Source organism: Bradyrhizobium sp. OK095 (assembly GCF_900109945.1).
Classification (GTDB): Bacteria; Pseudomonadota; Alphaproteobacteria; order Rhizobiales; family Xanthobacteraceae; genus Bradyrhizobium.
The window spans coordinates 433,529-451,033 of the sequence record NZ_FOBX01000004.1; the positions used below are offsets into that span (position 1 = coordinate 433,529).

Genomic DNA, 17,505 nt, shown 5'->3' on the forward strand with positions numbered 1-17,505 from the left:
CTCATCCGGCCAACTTCCCGGCCGGTTTGGGGAGTAAAAACAACCATGAAACGGACGATTTTCGGCGTGGCCGCGGCTCTTGCCCTGGCGGCGACGGCACCTTGCGCGCAGGCGCAATCCTTCATCAACGTGCTGACCGGGGGCACCTCCGGCGTCTACTATCCGCTCGGCGTCGCGATCGGGAAGATCTACGGCGACAAGATTCCGAACGTGAAGACGCAGGTGCAGGCCACCAAGGCGTCGGTCGAGAATTTGATCCTGCTCCAGCAGGGCCGCGGCGAACTGGCGTTCACGCTGGGTGACTCGCTCAAAGCCGCCTGGGACGGCGACGAGGAAGCCGGCTTCAAGACCAAGCTCGACAAGCTCAGGACCATCGGCGCGATCTATCCGAACTACATTCAAATCGTCGCGACCGCCGAAAGCGGCATCAAGACGCTCGCGGACCTCAAGGGCAAGAGCCTGTCCGTCGGCGCGCCGAAATCGGGCACCGAGCTGAATTCCCGCGCCATCCTCGCCGCCGCCGGCATGACCTACAAGGACCTTGGCAAGGTCGAATATCTGCCGTTCGCCGAATCCGTCGATCTCATGAAGAACCGCCAGCTGGGTGCGACGCTTCAGTCGGCCGGCCTCGGCGTCGCCTCGCTGAAGGATTTGTCAACCTCGAGCCCGATCATTGTGGTGTCGGTGCCGAAGGAGACGGTCGACAAGATTGGCCCGCCCTTCATCGCCGCGATTATTCCAGCCAACACCTATACCGGCCAGGACAAGGACGTGCCGACCGCGGCCGTGGTCAACTACCTCGTGACCAGTTCCGCGGTGTCGGATGATCTCGCCTACCAGATGACCAAGCTGGTGTTCGAGTCGCTGCCGGAATTGCAGAATGCCCATGCCGCCGGCAAAGAGATCAAGCTCGAGACGGCGGCCAGCGGCAGCCCGGTTCCGCTGCACCCCGGCGCGATCCGCTATTACAAGGAAAAGGGGCTGATCAAGTAAGATCGGCTCTCGTCGTCGGACGTCATGGCCGGGCATTAGCGCGAAGCGCGTCTTCGCACAGATGTCCCGGCCATTCACGTTCTGCGTCCATGCGGGGAAGCTTCGTGGGTGCCCCGGACAAGCCCGGGCATGACGTATTTGGGACGCAGCGCGAATGCTGTAAGAACGCCCCCATCAGGGCGCGGGGAAACATCGATGTCGCAGGCAGAGAGCACCAAGGCGCCCATCAAGGTCGAGTTCGACAATTTCGAGCACGGCTTTCCGGAAGGTTTTGGCCCGGGTTGGTGGGGCCAACTCGCCTACTGGATCGGCATCGCCTTTGCGACCTTCCAGCTCTATGTCGCCGCCTTCAACTATCTGCCGAGCCAGGTGGTGCGCGGCGTCCATGTCGGCTTCCTCATTCTCCTTACCTTCGGCCTGATCGGCAACTTCACCGCCAAGAGCAACCTCGGCCGCGCCCTCGGCTGGCTGATCGGCGGTGCCGGATTCCTGTGCGGGCTCTATCAGTGGATCTTCTATGCCGATTTGATTGCACGTGACGGCGATCCGACGCAGGTCGATCTCGCCGTCGGCACGTTGCTTGCGGTGCTGATCTTCGAGGGCACGCGGCGGCTGATGGGCCCGGCGCTGCCGCTGATGTGCGGCGCCTGTCTCGTCTACTGGTTCTTCGGGCAATATCTGCCATCGCCGCTCAACCATCGCGGCTATGGCTTCGACCAGATCGTCACGCATCTGTCGTTCGGCACCGAGGGCTTCTACGGCGTGCCGATCTATGTTTCGGCGACCTACATCTTCCTGTTCATCCTGTTCGGCTCGTTCCTGGAGCGCGCCGGCATGATCCAGCTCTTCACCGACGTCTCGCTCGGCCTGTTCGGCCGCACCCGCGGTGGCCCCGCGAAGGTCGCGGTGTTTGCCTCGGGCATGATGGGTACGATCTCCGGCTCCGGCGTGGCCAACGTCGTCACCGTCGGCCAGTTCACGATTCCGCTGATGATCAGGTTCGGCTACCGCCGCGCCTTCGCCGCCGGCGTCGAGGCCACCGCCTCGATGGGCGGCCAGATCATGCCACCGGTGATGGGCGCGGTCGCCTTCATCATGGCGGAGACGCTCGGCGTCCAATATTCGGAAATCGTGAGGGCGGCCGCGATTCCCGCAGTGCTCTATTTCGCCTCCGCCTTCTGGATGGTGCATCTGGAAGCCGGCAAGCAGGGCCTCACCGGCATGAAGCGTTCGGAGACGCCGAGCGCGTGGAGGGCGCTGGTGAAGGGCTGGTATCTCGTGCTGCCGCTCGCAGCCCTCGTCTACATGCTGTTCGAAGGCTTTACGCCGCTCTATGCCGGCAGCATGGGCCTTGCGCTCACCGTGGCGCTGATCCTCGGTGCGAGCATCACGGCCGGCTTCTCCGCCACCGCCATCCGCTACATCTTCTGGATCGGGCTTGCGCTCATCGTCGCCGCGTTGTCGCGCGACGGCCTTCAGATTGTGCCGGTCGCTTGCGTTGTGGTCGGACTGATCGTGATCACGGCCTTTGTCCGCGGTGGGTTTGCCGCCTTGCGCTCCTGTCGTGACTCGCTCGCCGAGAGCGCCAAATCCGCCATCACCGTCGGCATGGCCTGCGCCATCGTCGGCGTCATCATCGGCATGATGTCGCAGACCGGCGTCGGCACCATTTTCGGCGGCTGGGTGATCGGGCTCGGCGAGAAGAGCCTGTTCCTGGCGCTGATCATGACCATGCTGCTGTCGATCCTGCTCGGTACCGGCATTCCGACGATCCCGACCTACATCATCACCGCTGCGCTCGCAGCGCCTGCGCTGGCAAAACTCGGCGTGCCCCTGATCGCGAGCCACATGTTCGCATTCTATTACGGCATCATGGCCGACCTCTCGCCGCCGGTCGCGCTGGCCGCGCTCGCGGCGGCGCCGATCGCGAAGGAGAATCCGGACAAGATCGGCTGGGAAGCGATGCGTATCGCGCTCGCCGGCTACGTCATCCCCTTCATTTTCGTCTATTCGCCGGCGCTGATGCTCCAGGCCGGGGATCCCATGGCGGCAAAGCTGGGCTTCTACGGCGCGGTGGCGCTCGCGAGCCTCAAGGCGCTGGTGGCGATTGCGCTGTTCGGCATGGTCGCGATCGGCTTCCTGTTCACGCGGCTGACTTTCGTTGAACGCCTGGTCGCACTCGGCGCGGCGCTCTGCCTGCTCGGCGACTTCCCGTTCAGCGACACCGCGGGCTTCGTGCTCGCTGCGGCACTGGTGCTGTGGCAATGGCGGCAGCGTCCGCCCGTAACGGTCGAGGCGGTGTGAGCCTCTGCCTCGCAACAGCGGGGAGTGTAAAGGCGCTGGCGCTGTCTGCCTTTACGCTGGTGTGGACGCATTCGATCGCGAAGGTCGATTGGCAGGAAGACTGGCGCGTGACGCCTGCGGGCCTCGAGCTGATGCAGGCCCGCGTCAAGGGTACCGGTCCCGGCATGGAGCCGCCGCCCGAGGCGCGGCTGGTCGATGGCTGGTTTCAATGGCAGCCGCAGCGCGCGCCGATGCCGGAGGTGGTGTTGGGCAATTCCGGCGCGGCGGGGGAGTGGCGACTATGTCATGATGGGAAGTGCCGAACCTTGTCGGAGATTGTCGGGCATCCCATTGGTGCTAACGTCACAAAAATGAGCGTCTGCAAAGATCCGTAGCCCGGATTGCGCTGCGCTCCATCCGGGCTACAAGAAGAACAACAACACGGGAGAAACGCGATGGATCGGCTCAAGGGCAAGGTTGCGATGGTGGTGGGCGCCGGCTCGATTGGGCCGGGCTGGGGCAACGGCAAGGCCACCGCGGTGACCTTCGCGCGCGAGGGCGCGCAGGTATTTTGCGTCGATCGCAACGGCGCAGCCGCCGAGGAGACCGCGAAGATCATCACTGGCGAAGGCGGCAAGGCGACAGCGTTCACGGCCGATGTCTCGCGGGCACCCGAGATCGAGGCGATGCTCGCTTCGTGCCTCAATGCCTATGGCCGCATCGACGTGCTCGACAACAATGTCGGCATCGCGGAAATGGGCAGCGTGGTCGATGTCGCCGAGGAGAGCTGGGACCGCGTCTTCACCGTCAACCTCAAGAGCGCTTATCTCGCCATGAAGCACGTCATCCCCGTGATGATGAAGCAGGGCGGCGGCTCGATCATCAACATCTCTTCGATCGCCTCGATCCGCCATGTCGGAATTTCCTATGTCAGCTACAACGCCAGCAAGGCGGCGATGAACCAGTTGACGCGCTCCACCGCGGTCGAGTTCGCGAAGGACCACGTGCGGGTGAATGCGATCCTGCCCGGCCTGATGAAGACACCGATGGTGGAGCATTCCGCCGGCCTTGCTGCCAGCTACGCCAAGGGTGATGTCGAGGCGATGTGGCGCGCCCGCGACGCCCAGGTGCCGATGGGCCACATGGGCGAAGCCTGGGACGTCGCCAACGCGGCGCTGTTTCTGGCGTCGGACGAGTCGAAATACGTGACGGGGATTGAGCTCGTGGTGGACGGCGGGATTACGTGCAAGGCGGGGGCATGAACCAATCTTCGCCGTCGTCCCGGGGCGCTCCGCTTCGCTACACTTGTCCGGGACGACAGCGGTGGCTCACTGCGCCAGCGCCAGAATCCCGCCGGCAAACGCATGCCAGGCGGCCGTTTCGCTGATCGGCCAGTTCAAGACCTTCACCGCCAGCAGAGCAAGCGTGCCGTAAATGTAGACCGGATGCACGCGGCCTTCAGTGCGCCAGTCGCGCACCATGGCGACGACGAGCAGGAGCGAGGCGACTACGGCTGGCGCGATCGTTACAGGCACCGGCGGCGGGCCGGGCGGTCCCGGTGGTGCGAGGAAGGTCAGGAACCAGCGTGCGATCGCGGCGTCGAGGATCGAGACCGCGGCGAGCAGCATCAGGCGCTTGTGAATCTCGGGCTTCCGCGTGTTCATGATCGCGAGCACGAATACGACTGCAAAGAACGCGATGCCGCTCATCGGCACGATCGAGAAGGCGATGCCGGCCTCTCGCTGCCCGAGTGCGGCGGAATGCTGCATCACATGCACGGAAGCGAGGAAACCGAAGATCGTCATTGCGGTCGCGAGCGAGACGCCGGCGATGCCGAGCGCGCGGTGGTTGACGACGCGGCCCGAGGCCGCGAGCCAGGTCTGGATCACAAAATAAAGTGTCCAGGTGAAAAACAAGAGTCCGTGAAAATGAATCACCGGACTTGTGGAAAGCGCGCCGCGGGCGAGCGGCATCCAATAGGTCGGTGCGAAGCCGAGAAACGCGGTGGCCGCGCAGGCCAGCGCCATGTGGAGATAAAAATATCGTGCAGGCGACGCATCTCGCGCGCGTACACGACGGTCGTCGATCAAGGTCGTCATCAGGAATGAGTCTGAAGGGGCGGCGTTTGGTTCAAGCTCCTAGCCATCTGTATAGGCTAATGCGCGCTGCACCGAGCTCAACCCCCCGCGCTCAATTCCGCGAGATCCAGCTCGCCCTCGAGCCTGTGAAACGCGTCGTCGCCGATCACTTCGGTGGCGCGGAGATGGAAGATCGATTTGCGCGCAGCTTCGATGGCGCGGCGGCGCAGGGGATCGGCGGGAAGCTCGCCATTGGGGATGCCGCCGTTCGGATCGTCGTCCGCCTGCATCAGAAGGGCGCGATATTCGAGCCGCAGGATTTCCGCTTCCTCCGACGGGTCGTCCTCGATGGCATCGAGCGCGGCGCGATAGGCGATGGCGCGGGCGCGCGCGACCTCGATGCCGACGGGATCATCGTCCTTGAGGCCGAAGGCCAGGATCAGCGGCCGCAATGTCAGGCCCTGAATGACCAGCGATCCCAGCACCACCGCAAAGGCGATGAAGACGATGAAATCGCGATAGGGAAAGTTCTCCGGCAAGGCGAAGGCAGTGGCGAGCGTGACGAGCCCGCGCATGCCGCACCAGGAGATGATCAGGCCGCCCTTCGGCGAGGCCACCTGCTTGGGATCCTTCGGATGATAGATGTCGTGCGCGATCAGCACGCGCAGCGTCGTGCGGTAGAATGTGATCCAGGCCAGCCGTACCAGGATCACTGTGAGCAGGATCCAGCCGGCGGCGACGCAATATTCCCAGCGTACGTCCGCATCGAGCCGCGTCCAGATCGGCCGCATCTGCATGCCGATCAGCATGAAGGCGAGCACGTTGAGCACGAACACCATCGTCTCCCACACGGCATAAGACGGTACCCGCAGCCGTGCCGGCATGCGCAGCCCCGCGGTGCGCGCGATGGTCATGGCGTAGACCACGATGGTGAGGATGCCGGAGAGGCCGAGATGCTCGGCGGCGATCCAGACCATGAAGGTGGTGGCGAACTGGACGATGATCGCGCTCGGTGCTTCCTTCACACGTTCCATGAACAGCGGGATGATACGCCCGGCGACAAGACCGGCGAGCACGCTGCCGACCAGCCCCAGCGCAATCGTCGGCGCGACCTCGCTCCACTTGAGGTGCTCCATGACCACCGCGCCGACGGCGATGCGATAGATCAGCAGCGCGCTGGCGTCGTTGAGCAGGCTCTCGCCCTCCAGCACCTTGACCATGCGGTAGGGCAGCTTCACCTGGCTCAGGATCGCGACCGCAGCCGCAGCATCCGGTGGCGCGACGATCGCGCCGAGCGCCACTGCGGCGGCCCAGGGCATGTCCGGGAAGAGCCGATGGGCGACATAGGCCACGCCGACCGTGGTCAGGCCGACCGCCGCCACCACCAGGGTCGCGACCGGAACCCAGTTTTTGCGCAGATCCCGCAGCGAGGTGTCGAAAGCGGCATCGAGCAGCACCGGTGCGACAAAAAGCGCCAGGGCCAGGTCCGGCTCCAGCGCCCAGGTCGGGCTTGACGGCACGAAAGCGATCAGCGCGCCGCCGATGGCGAGAAAGGTCGGGTAGGGGACCTTGATCCGCCGCGCCAGCGCCGATAAGGCAACGGCGCCGAGCAGCAATACGATGATCCATTCGAATGTCGACACGCGTATCCCCGAAACCGATTTGAGCCGTGCCACAAGCTAGCACCAATCGGGCCGTATGATGGATAGTACGGCCTCAAGGCAAGACTGAAGAAGACTTCCTGAAGAAGACTTTCCGATTGCAACCAGCATGCGTTTTCAAAAACTCGTTCAATTGTCGGGAGCCGTGGTGCTCTCTCTGTTTTCGCTCAATGCGGCCCATGCCGCGACCGGCGGCGAGCCCGCCGTCGTCGTGCAGGTCGATATGGCGCCGTGCCTCGCCGCCAGCGCGGCCGATGACATGGACAAGGCCACCACCGCCTGCGCCACCGTGATCGACAATGAGAAGACGGCCAAGGCGGACCTGGTCAAGGCGCTGATCGCGCGCGGCGCGCTTTATGCGCGGCATGATCAGGTCGACCGTGCCATCGCCGACGACAGCCGCGCCTTGCAACTCGATTCCACGCTGGCGGACGTTTTCAACGCGCGCGGCGAGCTCTGGCTGAAAAAGGGCGACAAGCCCAAGGCGGTGCAGGATTTCGGCGCGGCGCTGCGGATCGATCCGACCCACGAGAAGGCCAAGGCCAATCACAAAGCGATGGCGCGCGAGCTCGAACGGATCGGTGCGCAGATGGCTGTCGCCGGCAAGCCCAGCTTCAATTGCAGGAGCGCAGCCCGCGCCGTGGAGAAGGCGATCTGCGGAAATCGCGAGTTCGCCGATCTCGACCGCGAGATCTTTGCATCGAATGCCCGCGTGATCAGGGCAGCGCGCAATCCTGCGGAAGCCAAGGCGCTCCAGCGCGAGCAGGACGATTTTGTTGCCCGCCGCAATGCAGGGTTCGGCCGGCCGGGCTATGATTTGAAGAGGGCGATGCAGGAGCGGCTGCAACGGATCAACGGGGTGGACGGGTATTGAGGCGATCTTCGCCTCGCCCCGCAAGCGGAGCAAGGGAGTGCAGGCGCCGGCGCGTCCCCAACAGGCCCGTTTTGAACCCATCTCTTCTCCGCCGCGACAATGGTGAACACCTGATGTCACGGAGCCCTACGCCATGTGCGGCATGCATCCTTCCGCGCAAATGTCCCCGTTTGCCAGACCGTCGCTTCGCGCCATCCTCCTCGGCGCTGCGATGAGCCTTGTCATCGCAGCTCCGGCCTTGGCCGCCGTCGATTGTGTGATGGGCAGCAAGGCCGCGCCGGCCGAGCTGATCCCGGCGTGCAGCATAATCATCGACCAGGCCTCAAATTCAGCCGCCGATCGCGCCGCGGCGTTGCTTGTTCGCGGCGACGCCAATGCGCGGACCTCGGGCGGCCTCACGCAGGCGCTGCGCGATATCGACCGTGCCATCGCGCTCGACGGCAAGAACGCAAAGGCCTGGCGCCTGCGCGGCGACCTGCTGCGCGAGGCCGGCGGCGATCTCAGCCGCGCGGCCGCCGATCTCAGCAAGGCGATCGAGCTCGATCCGCAGGATGCGGAGGCCTACGAGCTGCGCGGCGTCGTCTACACCAACCAGCGCCGGCTCGACCGTGCGCTGGCTGATTACGACCAGGCGATCAAGCTGAAGGGCGATGATGCGCAGGCCTGGTCCGACCGCGGCGTGACCTATTATCTCAGCGGCGACAACGAGAAGGCGATCCGCGATCTCAGCGAGGCCTTGCGGCTCGATCCGAACCGGCCGCGCAGCTACACCAATCGCGGCGCGGCCTACAAGAAGCTCGGCCAGCTCGACAAGTCCGTCGCGGATGATGGCGAGGCGATCAGGCTCGATCCGAAGGTCGCGGAATATTACGACAATCGCGGCCTGTCGCTGGCCGCGATGAGCAAGTACGACGAGGCGATCGCCGATTACGACCAGGCGCTGCGGCTGGCGCCGAAGCCGAACTTCTTCACCAACCGTGGCGATTCCTATCAGCTCAAGGGCGAGTTCGGGGCGGCGCTGAGCGATTACGAAGCCGCACTGAAGCTTGATCCGAATTTCGCGCAGACCTACAACAACCGCGCCGTACTCTACAAGAAGATGGGCGAGCGCAGGAAAGCGCTGGCCGACTACGACACGGCGCTGAAGCTCGATCCCGGCAACGACAACGCGACGGCCGGGCGCCGAACCATGATCGCCGAGATCGCGAAATTCGGCGACGAGCCGCGGCGTCCGCTCGCGGCGAATTCCGGCAACGGGCCGTCCTTTGATTGCGCGACGGCGAAGCGCGAGGTTGAGAAGGTGATCTGCGCCGATCCGCAGCTGGGCGTGCTCGACCGTCAGATCGCCGAGACCTATGAGCGCGTGCTGAAGGTGGTGACCAAGCGGTCGGCCGGCGACCTTCGCAAGACCCAGCGCGATTTTCTCGCCACGCGGAACACGAGTTTCGGTCGTCCCGGCTATGATCTCAAGAAGGTCATGCAGGACCGGCTGCAGCGGCTGAATGCGATGGAGAGCTGAGCACCGTTCTTTTCAGCTTGAACCGCGGCCCGTTCCCGGGAAAATAGCCGTCAAACAAGGTCGGATCCTTGATCCCTGTCATGGCGGGACGCTCGTCCCGTCGGTCAGTTCAGGGTCAGGCCAATGCAGGGAACGGGAGCGCGGGAATGAACGTCCAGGGAAAGAGTCTCTATCACGAGGTCCATGCGCGCTCGCTGGCTGATCCCGAGGGCTTTTGGGCCGAGGCGGCCAAGGAGATCGACTGGATCGAGCCGCCGAAAAAGATCTTCGATGGCTCGCAGGGCGTCTACGGCCGCTGGTTCACGGGCGGCGTCGTCAACACCTGCTACAACGCGCTCGACCGTCATGTCGAACGCGGCCGCGCCGATCAGGTCGCGCTGATCCATGATTCGCCGCTGGCAAACAGCGTCACCAAGTTCACCTATGCCGAGCTCCTGAACGAGGTGCAGGCGCTTGCCGCCATCATGCAGGACTTTGGCGTCGCCAAGGGCGACCGCGTCATCCTCTATATGCCGATGGTGCCGGAAGCGGTGGTCGCGATGCTCGCCTGCGCGCGCATCGGCGCGGTGCACTCGGTGGTGTTCGGCGGCTTTGCCGCCAAGGAGCTCGCCACCCGCATCGACGACGCGCAGCCAAAACTCATTCTGTCCGCGAGCTGCGGCATCGAGCCCGGCCGCATCGTGCAGTACAAGCCGCTGCTCGACGAAGCAATCAAGCTTGCGAGCGTGAAGCCGAAGGCCTGCATCGTCCTGCAACGCCCGCAGCTCATCTGTGACCTCACGCCCGGCCGCGACTATGATTGGGCGGGCCTGCGCCGCAAGGCGATGAACGATGGCAAGAAGGCTGCTTGCGTCCCCGTCGCCGCCACTGATCCGCTCTACATCCTCTACACATCAGGGACGACGGGCATTCCCAAGGGCGTCGTGCGCGACAATGGCGGTCATCTCGTTGCGGTGAAATGGTCGATGTTCAACCTCTATGGCGTCAAGCCGGGCGAGGTCTGGTGGTGCGGCTCGGATATCGGCTGGGTGGTCGGCCACAGCTACATCATCTACGGCCCGCTGCTGCACGGTGCGACCTCGATCATGTACGAGGGCAAGCCGGTTGGCACGCCCGATGCCGGCGCGTTCTGGCGCGTGATCTCCGAGCACAAGGCGGTGGCGCTGTTCACCGCGCCGACGGCGTTCCGCGCCATCCGCAAAGAAGACCCGGAAGGCAAGTTCATCCGGCAATACGATTTGTCGAAATTCCGCACGCTGTTCCTCGCTGGCGAGCGCGCCGATCCGCCGACGGTGGAGTGGGCGGAGCAGCAGCTGAAGGTGCCTGTCATCGACCATTGGTGGCAGACCGAGACCGGTTGGTGCATCGCGGGCAATCCGGTTGGCCTGGGCCAGCTGCCGGTGAAGCACGGCTCGCCGACGGTGCCGATGCCGGGCTATCAGGTCGACGTGGTCGACGAGGCCGCAAAGCCGGTCGGCCCGAACACCATGGGATCGATCGTCATCAAGCTGCCGATGCCGCCAGGCTGCCTGCCGACGCTGTGGAATCAGGATGCGCGCTTCAAGGAAGCTTACCTGAACGAATTCCCCGGCTACTACAAAACCTCCGACGCCGGCTACAAGGACGAGGACGGCTATGTCTTCGTCATGGGCCGCACCGACGACATCATCAATGTCGCCGGCCACAGGCTCTCGACCGGCGGCATGGAGGAGATTTTGGCGTCGCACCCCGACGTCGCCGAATGCGCCGTGCTCGGCGTCAAGGACGCCATCAAGGGCGAAGTGCCCTGCGGCTTCCTGGTACTGAAGTCCGGCGTGAAGCGGGCGCCTGCCGAGATCGAGAAGGAGATCATCGCGCTGGTGCGCGACAAGCTCGGCCCGGTCGCCGCCTTCAAGCTCGCCATCACCGTCGGCCGCCTGCCCAAGACGCGCTCCGGCAAGATCCTGCGCGGCACCATCAAGAAGATCGCCGACGGCGACACCTGGACCATGCCGGCGACGATCGAGGACCCCAAGGTGCTGGACGAGATCGGCGAGGCGCTGAAGGGGCGGGTGTGAGGCCTCTTGGGGCTTGAATAGGTCGCATTTTTCCGCTCAACCCTCATCCTGAGGAGCCGCGCCTTGCGCGGGCTCCTCACCATGAGGATGAAAGACCTTTCATGAATGCGAAGCCGCTTCTTGCGATTGTGTTTGCTGGCCTCATTCTCTCCGCCTGCTCCGCGCGCTACCAGACGCCGGTGGCGATGGGCGGTGACGATGACGACGCGGTCTGCCTGAGCCGCGGCAATGCGCAGGGTTCGCCCGAATACGTGGCCTGCCGCAAGGATCGCGACGTCCAGCGCAATGCTGCCACCGCCCGGTCCGACCGCCGCCAGCGCGATCTCGGCGAATACATGCTGAACCATCCCGACCGTCCCTGATATCCGGCACGGAATTATCCTGCGCCATTCGCTCGCATTGGTCGTGACACATCTGCAACGCCGCGGCCAAATCGCGCCGCGCATCGCCTGATTTGATCGGCGTCAAATCCTTCGCCGTCCCCTTTCTGCTCTGACGCTGATGTCGCGCAACGAAGCGCGCCTGTGGCTGAAGGGGAATGCAATGGACGGAACGATAAGAAACCTGGCGCGGATCGCGACGGTCGGTGCGATGCTCGCGGGGACTTTTGCCTCGGTACAGGCGGCCGATTTGCCTGTTTACAAGAAGGCGCCAGCGCCGGCCGAAGCCTTCAATCCGTGGATGGTGCGTCTGCGCGTGCTCGGCGTGCTGCCGGATGCCGGCGGCTCCACCGTCAATGTCGCGGGCGTTCCGTCGCTGTCGTCGCCGAATTCAGGGCTCAAGATCAGCGACCAGGTCGTGCCCGAGCTCGACATCAGCTATTTCTTCACCAAGAACATCGCGGCCGAACTGATCCTCGGCGTGACCCGGCATTCGATCAGCGGCACCGGCTCGCTCGCGAATTTGCCGATCGGCAAGACCACGCTGCTGCCGCCGACGCTGACGCTGCAATATCACTTCGACAATTTCGGCGCGTTCAAGCCGTATATCGGCGCTGGCGTGAACTACACTGTGTTCTTCAACAATTCGGCTGCGAATGCGCCGGCTGCCATCGTCGGCCCGCCCGCGATCGTCGCCACCACCACGGGCCTGCACGTCAGCAATGCCTGGGGCGGCGCGGTGCAGTTCGGCTTCGACTACATGCTCGACCGGCACTGGGGTCTCAACGTCGACGTCAAGAAGCTCTGGCTGCGCCCCGATTACAGCGCGACTGTCTCCGGCCTGCCGGTCACCGGCACCGCGCATATCGATCCGTGGCTGGTCGGCGGCGGTGTGACGTATAAGTTCTGACGGTGTTGTAGCTGCCTATCCGCAAACAAAAACGCGGCGGATCGACCCGCCGCGTTTGCATTCGATAGCGAACAGAAGAGCGGAGCCTTACTCCTCCTCTTCGTCCTGCTTCTTGCCGCCGAGCGTCTTCAGCTTGGCGAAGACGGCGTCGACATTGAGATCGTCGTTCGATCGCTCGGCCGGCTCGAACTCGTCCTTCTTGGTGGTCTCCGAGGCCGGCAGCAGGGTGGCGCCGCCATAGGCTGTGTCGATCGGCTTTTCCTTGGCCGCACGCGCCACCTCGAAATCGAGCTCGATCTGCGAGCAGAGGCCGAGGGTCACAGGGTCGATCGGGGTCAGCTGGGAGGTGTTCCAGTGGGTGCGGTCGCGGACGCTGGCGATCGTGCTCTTGGTGGTGCCGACCAGGCGCATGACCTGGGCGTCCTTGAGCTCCGGATGGCTGCGCAGCAGCCAGAGGATGGCGCTCGGGCGCTCGTGGCGGCGGGAGACCGGGGTGTAGCGCGGGCCCTTGCGCTTGGGCTGGGGCGGCAGAATCACCTTGCTCTCCTGGAGACGGAGCCGGTAGTCGGGGTTCTTCTCGCCCTTCTCGATCTCCTCGCGGGTCAGCTGGCCGTTGGAGAGGGGGTCCATGCCCTTGATGCCCTGGGCGGCGTCGCCATCGGCGATCGCGCGCACCTCGAGGGGGTGCATTTTGGTGAAATCGGCGACCTGATCGAAGGTCAGCGCGGTGTTGTCGAGCAGCCAAACGGCGGTCGCCTTGGGCATCAGCGGTGCGTTGCTCATGGCAAATCTCCTTTGTGCTTCGCCCACCCCTTGGGGGCGAAACCGGTGGTCATCAGCGATGACAGGGAATTCGGCTATATAAGCCGGGAGGGGGTAGCCACGCAATGGTTCTGCTATAGATAGTGCCTTGACAGAGCCTGAAAGGGGGCCCAATTCCCTTAAAAGCCCTGTAAGCTCGTACCTTAGCCCTTTCCATCCATCGACCGCCCCCGCCAGAAGGCGAAACGGGTGATTCGGTCCCGAGATCGCTCAATGTCAGCCAAACCAGACCTCAAGATCGTGCTTTGTTCTCCCCGCGGCTTCTGCGCCGGGGTGGTCCGGGCGATCGACACCGTGGAGCGGGCGCTCGATAAATACGGCGCCCCCGTCTATGTTCGCCATGAGATTGTGCACAACAAGTACGTCGTCGACGGGTTGAAAAAGAAGGGCGCTATCTTCGTCGAGGAGCTCGCCGAAATCCCGGAAAACACCACCGCGCCGGTGGTGTTCTCGGCCCATGGCGTGCCGAAATCGGTTCCAGCCGACGCCACGTCCCGCAATTTGTTCTCGCTGGATGCGACCTGCCCGCTGGTGACCAAGGTGCACCGCGAGGCCGCGATCCATTTCAAGCGCGGCCGCGAGATCTTCCTGATCGGCCATTCGCATCATCCCGAAGTGGTCGGCACGCTCGGCCAGCTGCCGGTCGGTGCAGTGACCCTGATCGAGACCGCCGAGGACGCCAAGACCATCGCGCCGAAGGATCCGAACAACCTCGCCTTCGTGACCCAGACCACATTGTCGATCGACGACACCGCGGAGATCGTGGCGCTCCTGAAGGAGCGCTTCCCGAACATCAACGGGCCGCATAAGGAAGACATCTGCTACGCCACCACCAACCGCCAGCTCGCGGTGAAGAAGGTGGCACCGGTGGTCGATGCCCTGATCGTGGTCGGCGCGCCGAACTCCTCGAACTCGCAACGTCTGCGCGAGGTCGCCGAGCGCGAGGGCTGCAAGATCGCGGTGCTGGCACAGCGCGCCACCGAGATCGACTGGAAGCGGTTCGAAAACATCACCAGCCTGGGCATCACTGCGGGCGCCTCGGCGCCGGAGGTGATCGTCGAGGAGATCATGGACGCGTTCGCCGAGCGCTTTACGCTGCATGTCGAGACGGTCTCGGCCGCGGAGGAGAACGAGTTCTTCCCGCTGCCGCGTCAGGTGCGCCCCGAAGCCGCCGCCGAGTAGACTTTTATGGCGGTCTACACCGACGTTGCCGCCGACGAGCTTGCGGATTTCCTCAATCAATACGATCTCGGCGAATTGCTCTCCTACAAGGGCATCGCCGAGGGCGTCGAGAACACCAACTTCCTGCTGCACACCAGCAAGGGGTCGTTCATCCTCACGCTCTACGAGAAGCGCGTGGCGAAGAACGATCTGCCGTTCTTCCTGGCGCTGATGACGCATCTCGCAGAGCACGGCGTCAATTGCCCGCTGCCCGTGAAGGCCAGGGACGGCGAGGCGCTGCGCGAACTGTCGGGACGGCCGGCTGCGATCATCACCTTTCTCGAAGGCGTCTGGCCGCGCAAGCCCAACGCGATCCATTGCGCCGGCGTCGGCGAGGGGCTGGCCCGGATGCATCTGGCCGGCGCCAATTTTGCGATCAAGCGTGCCAACGCGCTTTCGGTCGCGGGTTGGCGGCCGCTGTTCGATGCTGCGTCAGCGCGGGCCGACGAGGTGCAGCCGGGCTTGCGCGCATTCCTCGCCGCCGAGCTCGATTATCTCTCGAGCGGCGTTTGGCCAACCGATCTGCCCGAGGGCGTGATCCACGCGGACCTCTTCAACGACAACGTCTTCTTCCTCGGCGACAAGCTTTCGGGTATCATCGACTTCACCTTCGCCTGCAACGACATGCTGGCCTATGACGTCGCGATCTGCCTCAACGCCTGGTGTTTTGAGCCAGATCATTCCTTCAACGTCACCAAGGCACGCGCTTTCCTCAACGCGTACGGCCGTGTGCGAAAGCTCTCCGAGGCGGAAGAGGCCGCGCTGCCGCTGCTGGCGCGTGGTGCTGCGATCCGCTTCCTGCTGACGCGGCTGGTCGACTGGCTCAACGTGCCGCCCGGTGCGCTGGTCAAGCCGAAGGATCCGCTGGAGTATTTTCGCAAGCTGCGCTTCCACCAGAGCGTTTCGAGCGTGCGCGACTACGGGCTGATGCCGTCAGGACTGGTCGCGTGAGCGAGCAACCCAATGTCACGATCTATACCGATGGCGCCTGCTCGGGAAATCCCGGGCCGGGCGGCTGGGGCGCGATCCTGAAGTTCGGCGACAAGGAAAAAGAGCTGAACGGCGGCGAGCGCCACACCACCAACAACCAGATGGAATTGATGGCGGCGATCTCCGCGCTGGAAGCGCTGAAGAAGCCGTGCACCGTCGATCTCTACACCGACAGCCAGTATGTGCGTCAGGGCATCACCAGCTGGATCCACGGCTGGAAGCGCAATGGCTGGCGCACCGCCGACAAGAAGCCGGTCAAGAATGTCGAGCTATGGCAGCGCCTGGACGCCGCGCTGAAGGCGCATGAGGTGCGCTGGCACTGGGTCAAGGGCCATGCCGGCCATCCCGAGAACGAGCGCGCGGATCAACTGGCGCGGGATGGCGTCGCGATGGCGAGGACGCAGCAGAGGGCGGGGGAGTAGCCCTCCGGCGCTTGGCAAGGGCAAACCCGACATTCGCGATTCCTGGGTAGATGTATCGCATCGCCTCGGAACGACCGGTCGGTGCCGATATGCAAAGCGGCTGGCTTTGCCCGCTCAACCCGTCTTAGCCGCCTGCCAGGTTCTCACTGCGGTCAGGAAGTCGCTCTTCTCGTTCTCTGAATTGAAGGCGCGACGCGGTATCAAGAACGCTTTGCCGTTCTTCCCCATCATCGCGGCAATCTCCGGCAGATCTTGGATTGCGGCGATTTCTTTCCACTTCACGGATGCACTCTTCTTTCCGATGCTCGTGGCTATGCCGTCCTCGCATACGGTGAGCGTGCGTTCCTCCGGCTTAAACATGATCTGGGGGAGTGCGACGAAAGATGCGATAATTGCGGTCGCGATCAGCAGGCCTATCAGAACGCTAACCTTGCGCGGCGGCCAGTGACCATCGAACGAAATTGCGATCACCAAGCTGCACACCAGGTAATATGCGTGGTGCATCCAGAACCGTTGGCGCCAAAGGCGCCAATACCATTGCCAAACCTCTGATCGCGAACTGGAATATCTGAGTGTAATAGCTGGCATGGGCTTTACGTTCAGAAGAACAACAGGCCAATCGGCAGGTTCGCACTGAAGCCGCCCCACTCTCAACTGTCATCGGCCGCGAAAGCGGGCGATCCAGTATTCCAGAGACGCTTGTGGTTCAGCCGAGAGGTCTCTGGATACTGGATGCCCCGCTTTCGCGCGGCATGACAGAGTCATTTGTGGCTAAGAGCGGCGCGTAAGCTTACAGCTGACCCAGCAGAGTATCGCCGCCTGAGACTTCGACCTTGCCGGGCATCGCCTCGAGGTTCAGCTTCTTGACCACCCCGTCCTCGACCAGCATCGAGTAGCGATGGGAACGGATGCCGAGGCCGTTGCCGGAGGCATCCAGCTCCATGCCGATCGCTTTGGTGAAGTCGGCGTTGCCATCCGCGAGGAATACGGCCTCGTCGCGCTGGTCGGTGTCGCGCTTCCAGGCGTTCATGACGAAGGCGTCGTTGACGGAGACGATAGCGATGGTGTCGACGCCCTTGTCCTTCATGGCATAGGCGTTGAGGAATATGCTCGGCAGATGCATCTTGTGGCAGGTGCCGGTGTAGGCGCCGGGCACCGCGAACAGCGCCACCTTCTTGCCCTTGAAGATATCGTCGGTGGTCTTCACCTGCGGACCTTCCGCCGTCATCACGCGGAATTTCGCCTCGGGCAGCTTGTCGCCAGTCTGGATCGCCATCGTCGTTTCTCCTTGGAAA

General features: G+C 63.8%; 17 protein-coding genes. 12 read left to right on the plus strand and 5 right to left on the minus strand.

Translation table 11 applies throughout. The annotated features are described in order from the left end of the window. The first annotated feature begins 45 nt into the window (after positions 1 to 45). From BMW89_RS14110 to BMW89_RS14125, 4 genes are all read left to right on the plus strand, one after another. Positions 46 to 993 carry a TAXI family TRAP transporter solute-binding subunit gene (locus BMW89_RS14110; protein WP_092027206.1) on the plus strand — a complete coding sequence of 316 codons (948 nt, stop codon included), beginning with the start codon at positions 46 to 48 and terminating at the stop codon, positions 991 to 993. Positions 994 to 1,188: 195 nt separating this feature from the next. Beyond that, complete coding sequence (locus BMW89_RS14115) at positions 1,189 to 3,297, plus strand: TRAP transporter permease (protein ID WP_092027208.1); 2,109 nt, start codon at positions 1,189 to 1,191, stop codon at positions 3,295 to 3,297. Then, positions 3,258 to 3,671 (plus strand): DUF1850 domain-containing protein, encoded by a 414-nt coding sequence (locus BMW89_RS14120; RefSeq protein WP_092027349.1) that lies wholly within the window; start codon positions 3,258 to 3,260, stop codon positions 3,669 to 3,671. Before BMW89_RS14115 ends, BMW89_RS14120 begins: the two co-directional genes overlap by 40 nt. Positions 3,672 to 3,731: 60 nt before the next feature. Next, entirely contained in the window at positions 3,732 to 4,538 is an 807-nt protein-coding gene (locus BMW89_RS14125; protein ID WP_092027210.1) for an SDR family NAD(P)-dependent oxidoreductase, read from the plus strand. Between the two features lie 66 nt (positions 4,539 to 4,604). Here BMW89_RS14125 and BMW89_RS14130 read toward each other — a convergent pair whose 3' ends face one another. Both BMW89_RS14130 and BMW89_RS14135 read right to left on the minus strand, forming a co-directional pair. Beyond that, a complete protein-coding gene (locus tag BMW89_RS14130; RefSeq protein ID WP_092027212.1) occupies positions 4,605 to 5,375 on the minus strand; it encodes a hypothetical protein in 771 nt (256 codons plus the stop codon). A gap of 77 nt (positions 5,376 to 5,452) precedes the next feature. After that, the gene (locus BMW89_RS14135) at positions 5,453 to 7,030 is read right to left on the minus strand and encodes a cation:proton antiporter (protein ID WP_092027214.1); all 1,578 of its coding nucleotides are present in this window, start codon (positions 7,028 to 7,030) and stop codon (positions 5,453 to 5,455) included. A 94-nt stretch (positions 7,031 to 7,124) separates the two neighbouring features. Between BMW89_RS14135 and BMW89_RS14140 the strand changes: the two genes are divergently transcribed. The 5 genes from BMW89_RS14140 to BMW89_RS14160 all read left to right on the plus strand — a co-directional run bounded on the left by BMW89_RS14140 (position 7,125) and on the right by BMW89_RS14160 (position 12,755). Further along, positions 7,125 to 7,889 (plus strand): hypothetical protein, encoded by a 765-nt coding sequence (locus tag BMW89_RS14140; RefSeq protein WP_092027216.1) that lies wholly within the window; start codon positions 7,125 to 7,127, stop codon positions 7,887 to 7,889. Between the two features lie 133 nt (positions 7,890 to 8,022). Next, complete coding sequence (locus BMW89_RS14145; protein ID WP_092027218.1) at positions 8,023 to 9,408, plus strand: tetratricopeptide repeat protein; 1,386 nt, start codon at positions 8,023 to 8,025, stop codon at positions 9,406 to 9,408. Positions 9,409 to 9,554: 146 nt separating this feature from the next. Further along, positions 9,555 to 11,465 carry a propionyl-CoA synthetase gene (locus BMW89_RS14150; protein ID WP_092027220.1) on the plus strand — a complete coding sequence of 637 codons (1,911 nt, stop codon included), beginning with the start codon at positions 9,555 to 9,557 and terminating at the stop codon, positions 11,463 to 11,465. Positions 11,466 to 11,566: 101 nt separating this feature from the next. Next, positions 11,567 to 11,827 carry a hypothetical protein gene (locus BMW89_RS14155; protein ID WP_092027222.1) on the plus strand — a complete coding sequence of 87 codons (261 nt, stop codon included), beginning with the start codon at positions 11,567 to 11,569 and terminating at the stop codon, positions 11,825 to 11,827. A gap of 181 nt (positions 11,828 to 12,008) precedes the next feature. Next, entirely contained in the window at positions 12,009 to 12,755 is a 747-nt protein-coding gene (locus tag BMW89_RS14160) for an OmpW/AlkL family protein (RefSeq protein WP_092027351.1), read from the plus strand. 87 nt (positions 12,756 to 12,842) lie between these two features. On the opposite strand, the gene BMW89_RS14165 is transcribed toward BMW89_RS14160, so the two are convergent. Then, a complete protein-coding gene (locus BMW89_RS14165) occupies positions 12,843 to 13,538 on the minus strand; it encodes a DUF1013 domain-containing protein (protein ID WP_092027224.1) in 696 nt (231 codons plus the stop codon). A 252-nt stretch (positions 13,539 to 13,790) separates the two neighbouring features. Here BMW89_RS14165 and ispH point away from each other — a divergent pair, with 252 nt between their 5' ends. Genes ispH through rnhA form a run of 3 tightly spaced genes read left to right on the plus strand, consistent with a single transcriptional unit; the run spans position 13,791 to position 16,210 of the window. Then, positions 13,791 to 14,759 carry a 4-hydroxy-3-methylbut-2-enyl diphosphate reductase gene (gene ispH, locus BMW89_RS14170; protein ID WP_092027227.1) on the plus strand — a complete coding sequence of 323 codons (969 nt, stop codon included), beginning with the start codon at positions 13,791 to 13,793 and terminating at the stop codon, positions 14,757 to 14,759. A 6-nt stretch (positions 14,760 to 14,765) separates the two neighbouring features. Next, positions 14,766 to 15,749 (plus strand): homoserine kinase, encoded by a 984-nt coding sequence (locus tag BMW89_RS14175; protein ID WP_092027229.1) that lies wholly within the window; start codon positions 14,766 to 14,768, stop codon positions 15,747 to 15,749. After that, the gene (rnhA, locus tag BMW89_RS14180; protein ID WP_092027231.1) at positions 15,746 to 16,210 is read left to right on the plus strand and encodes a ribonuclease HI; all 465 of its coding nucleotides are present in this window, start codon (positions 15,746 to 15,748) and stop codon (positions 16,208 to 16,210) included. The genes BMW89_RS14175 and rnhA overlap by 4 nt, the downstream gene beginning before the upstream one ends. Positions 16,211 to 16,324: 114 nt before the next feature. Here the strand turns inward: rnhA and BMW89_RS14185 are convergent, their stop codons facing one another. Continuing rightward, positions 16,325 to 16,681 carry a YcxB family protein gene (locus tag BMW89_RS14185; RefSeq protein WP_244547594.1) on the minus strand — a complete coding sequence of 119 codons (357 nt, stop codon included), beginning with the start codon at positions 16,679 to 16,681 and terminating at the stop codon, positions 16,325 to 16,327. 319 nt (positions 16,682 to 17,000) lie between these two features. Next, positions 17,001 to 17,486, minus strand: a complete 486-nt coding sequence (locus BMW89_RS14190) for a peroxiredoxin (protein ID WP_092027235.1) — start codon at positions 17,484 to 17,486, stop codon at positions 17,001 to 17,003. Positions 17,487 to 17,505 lie beyond the last annotated feature (19 nt).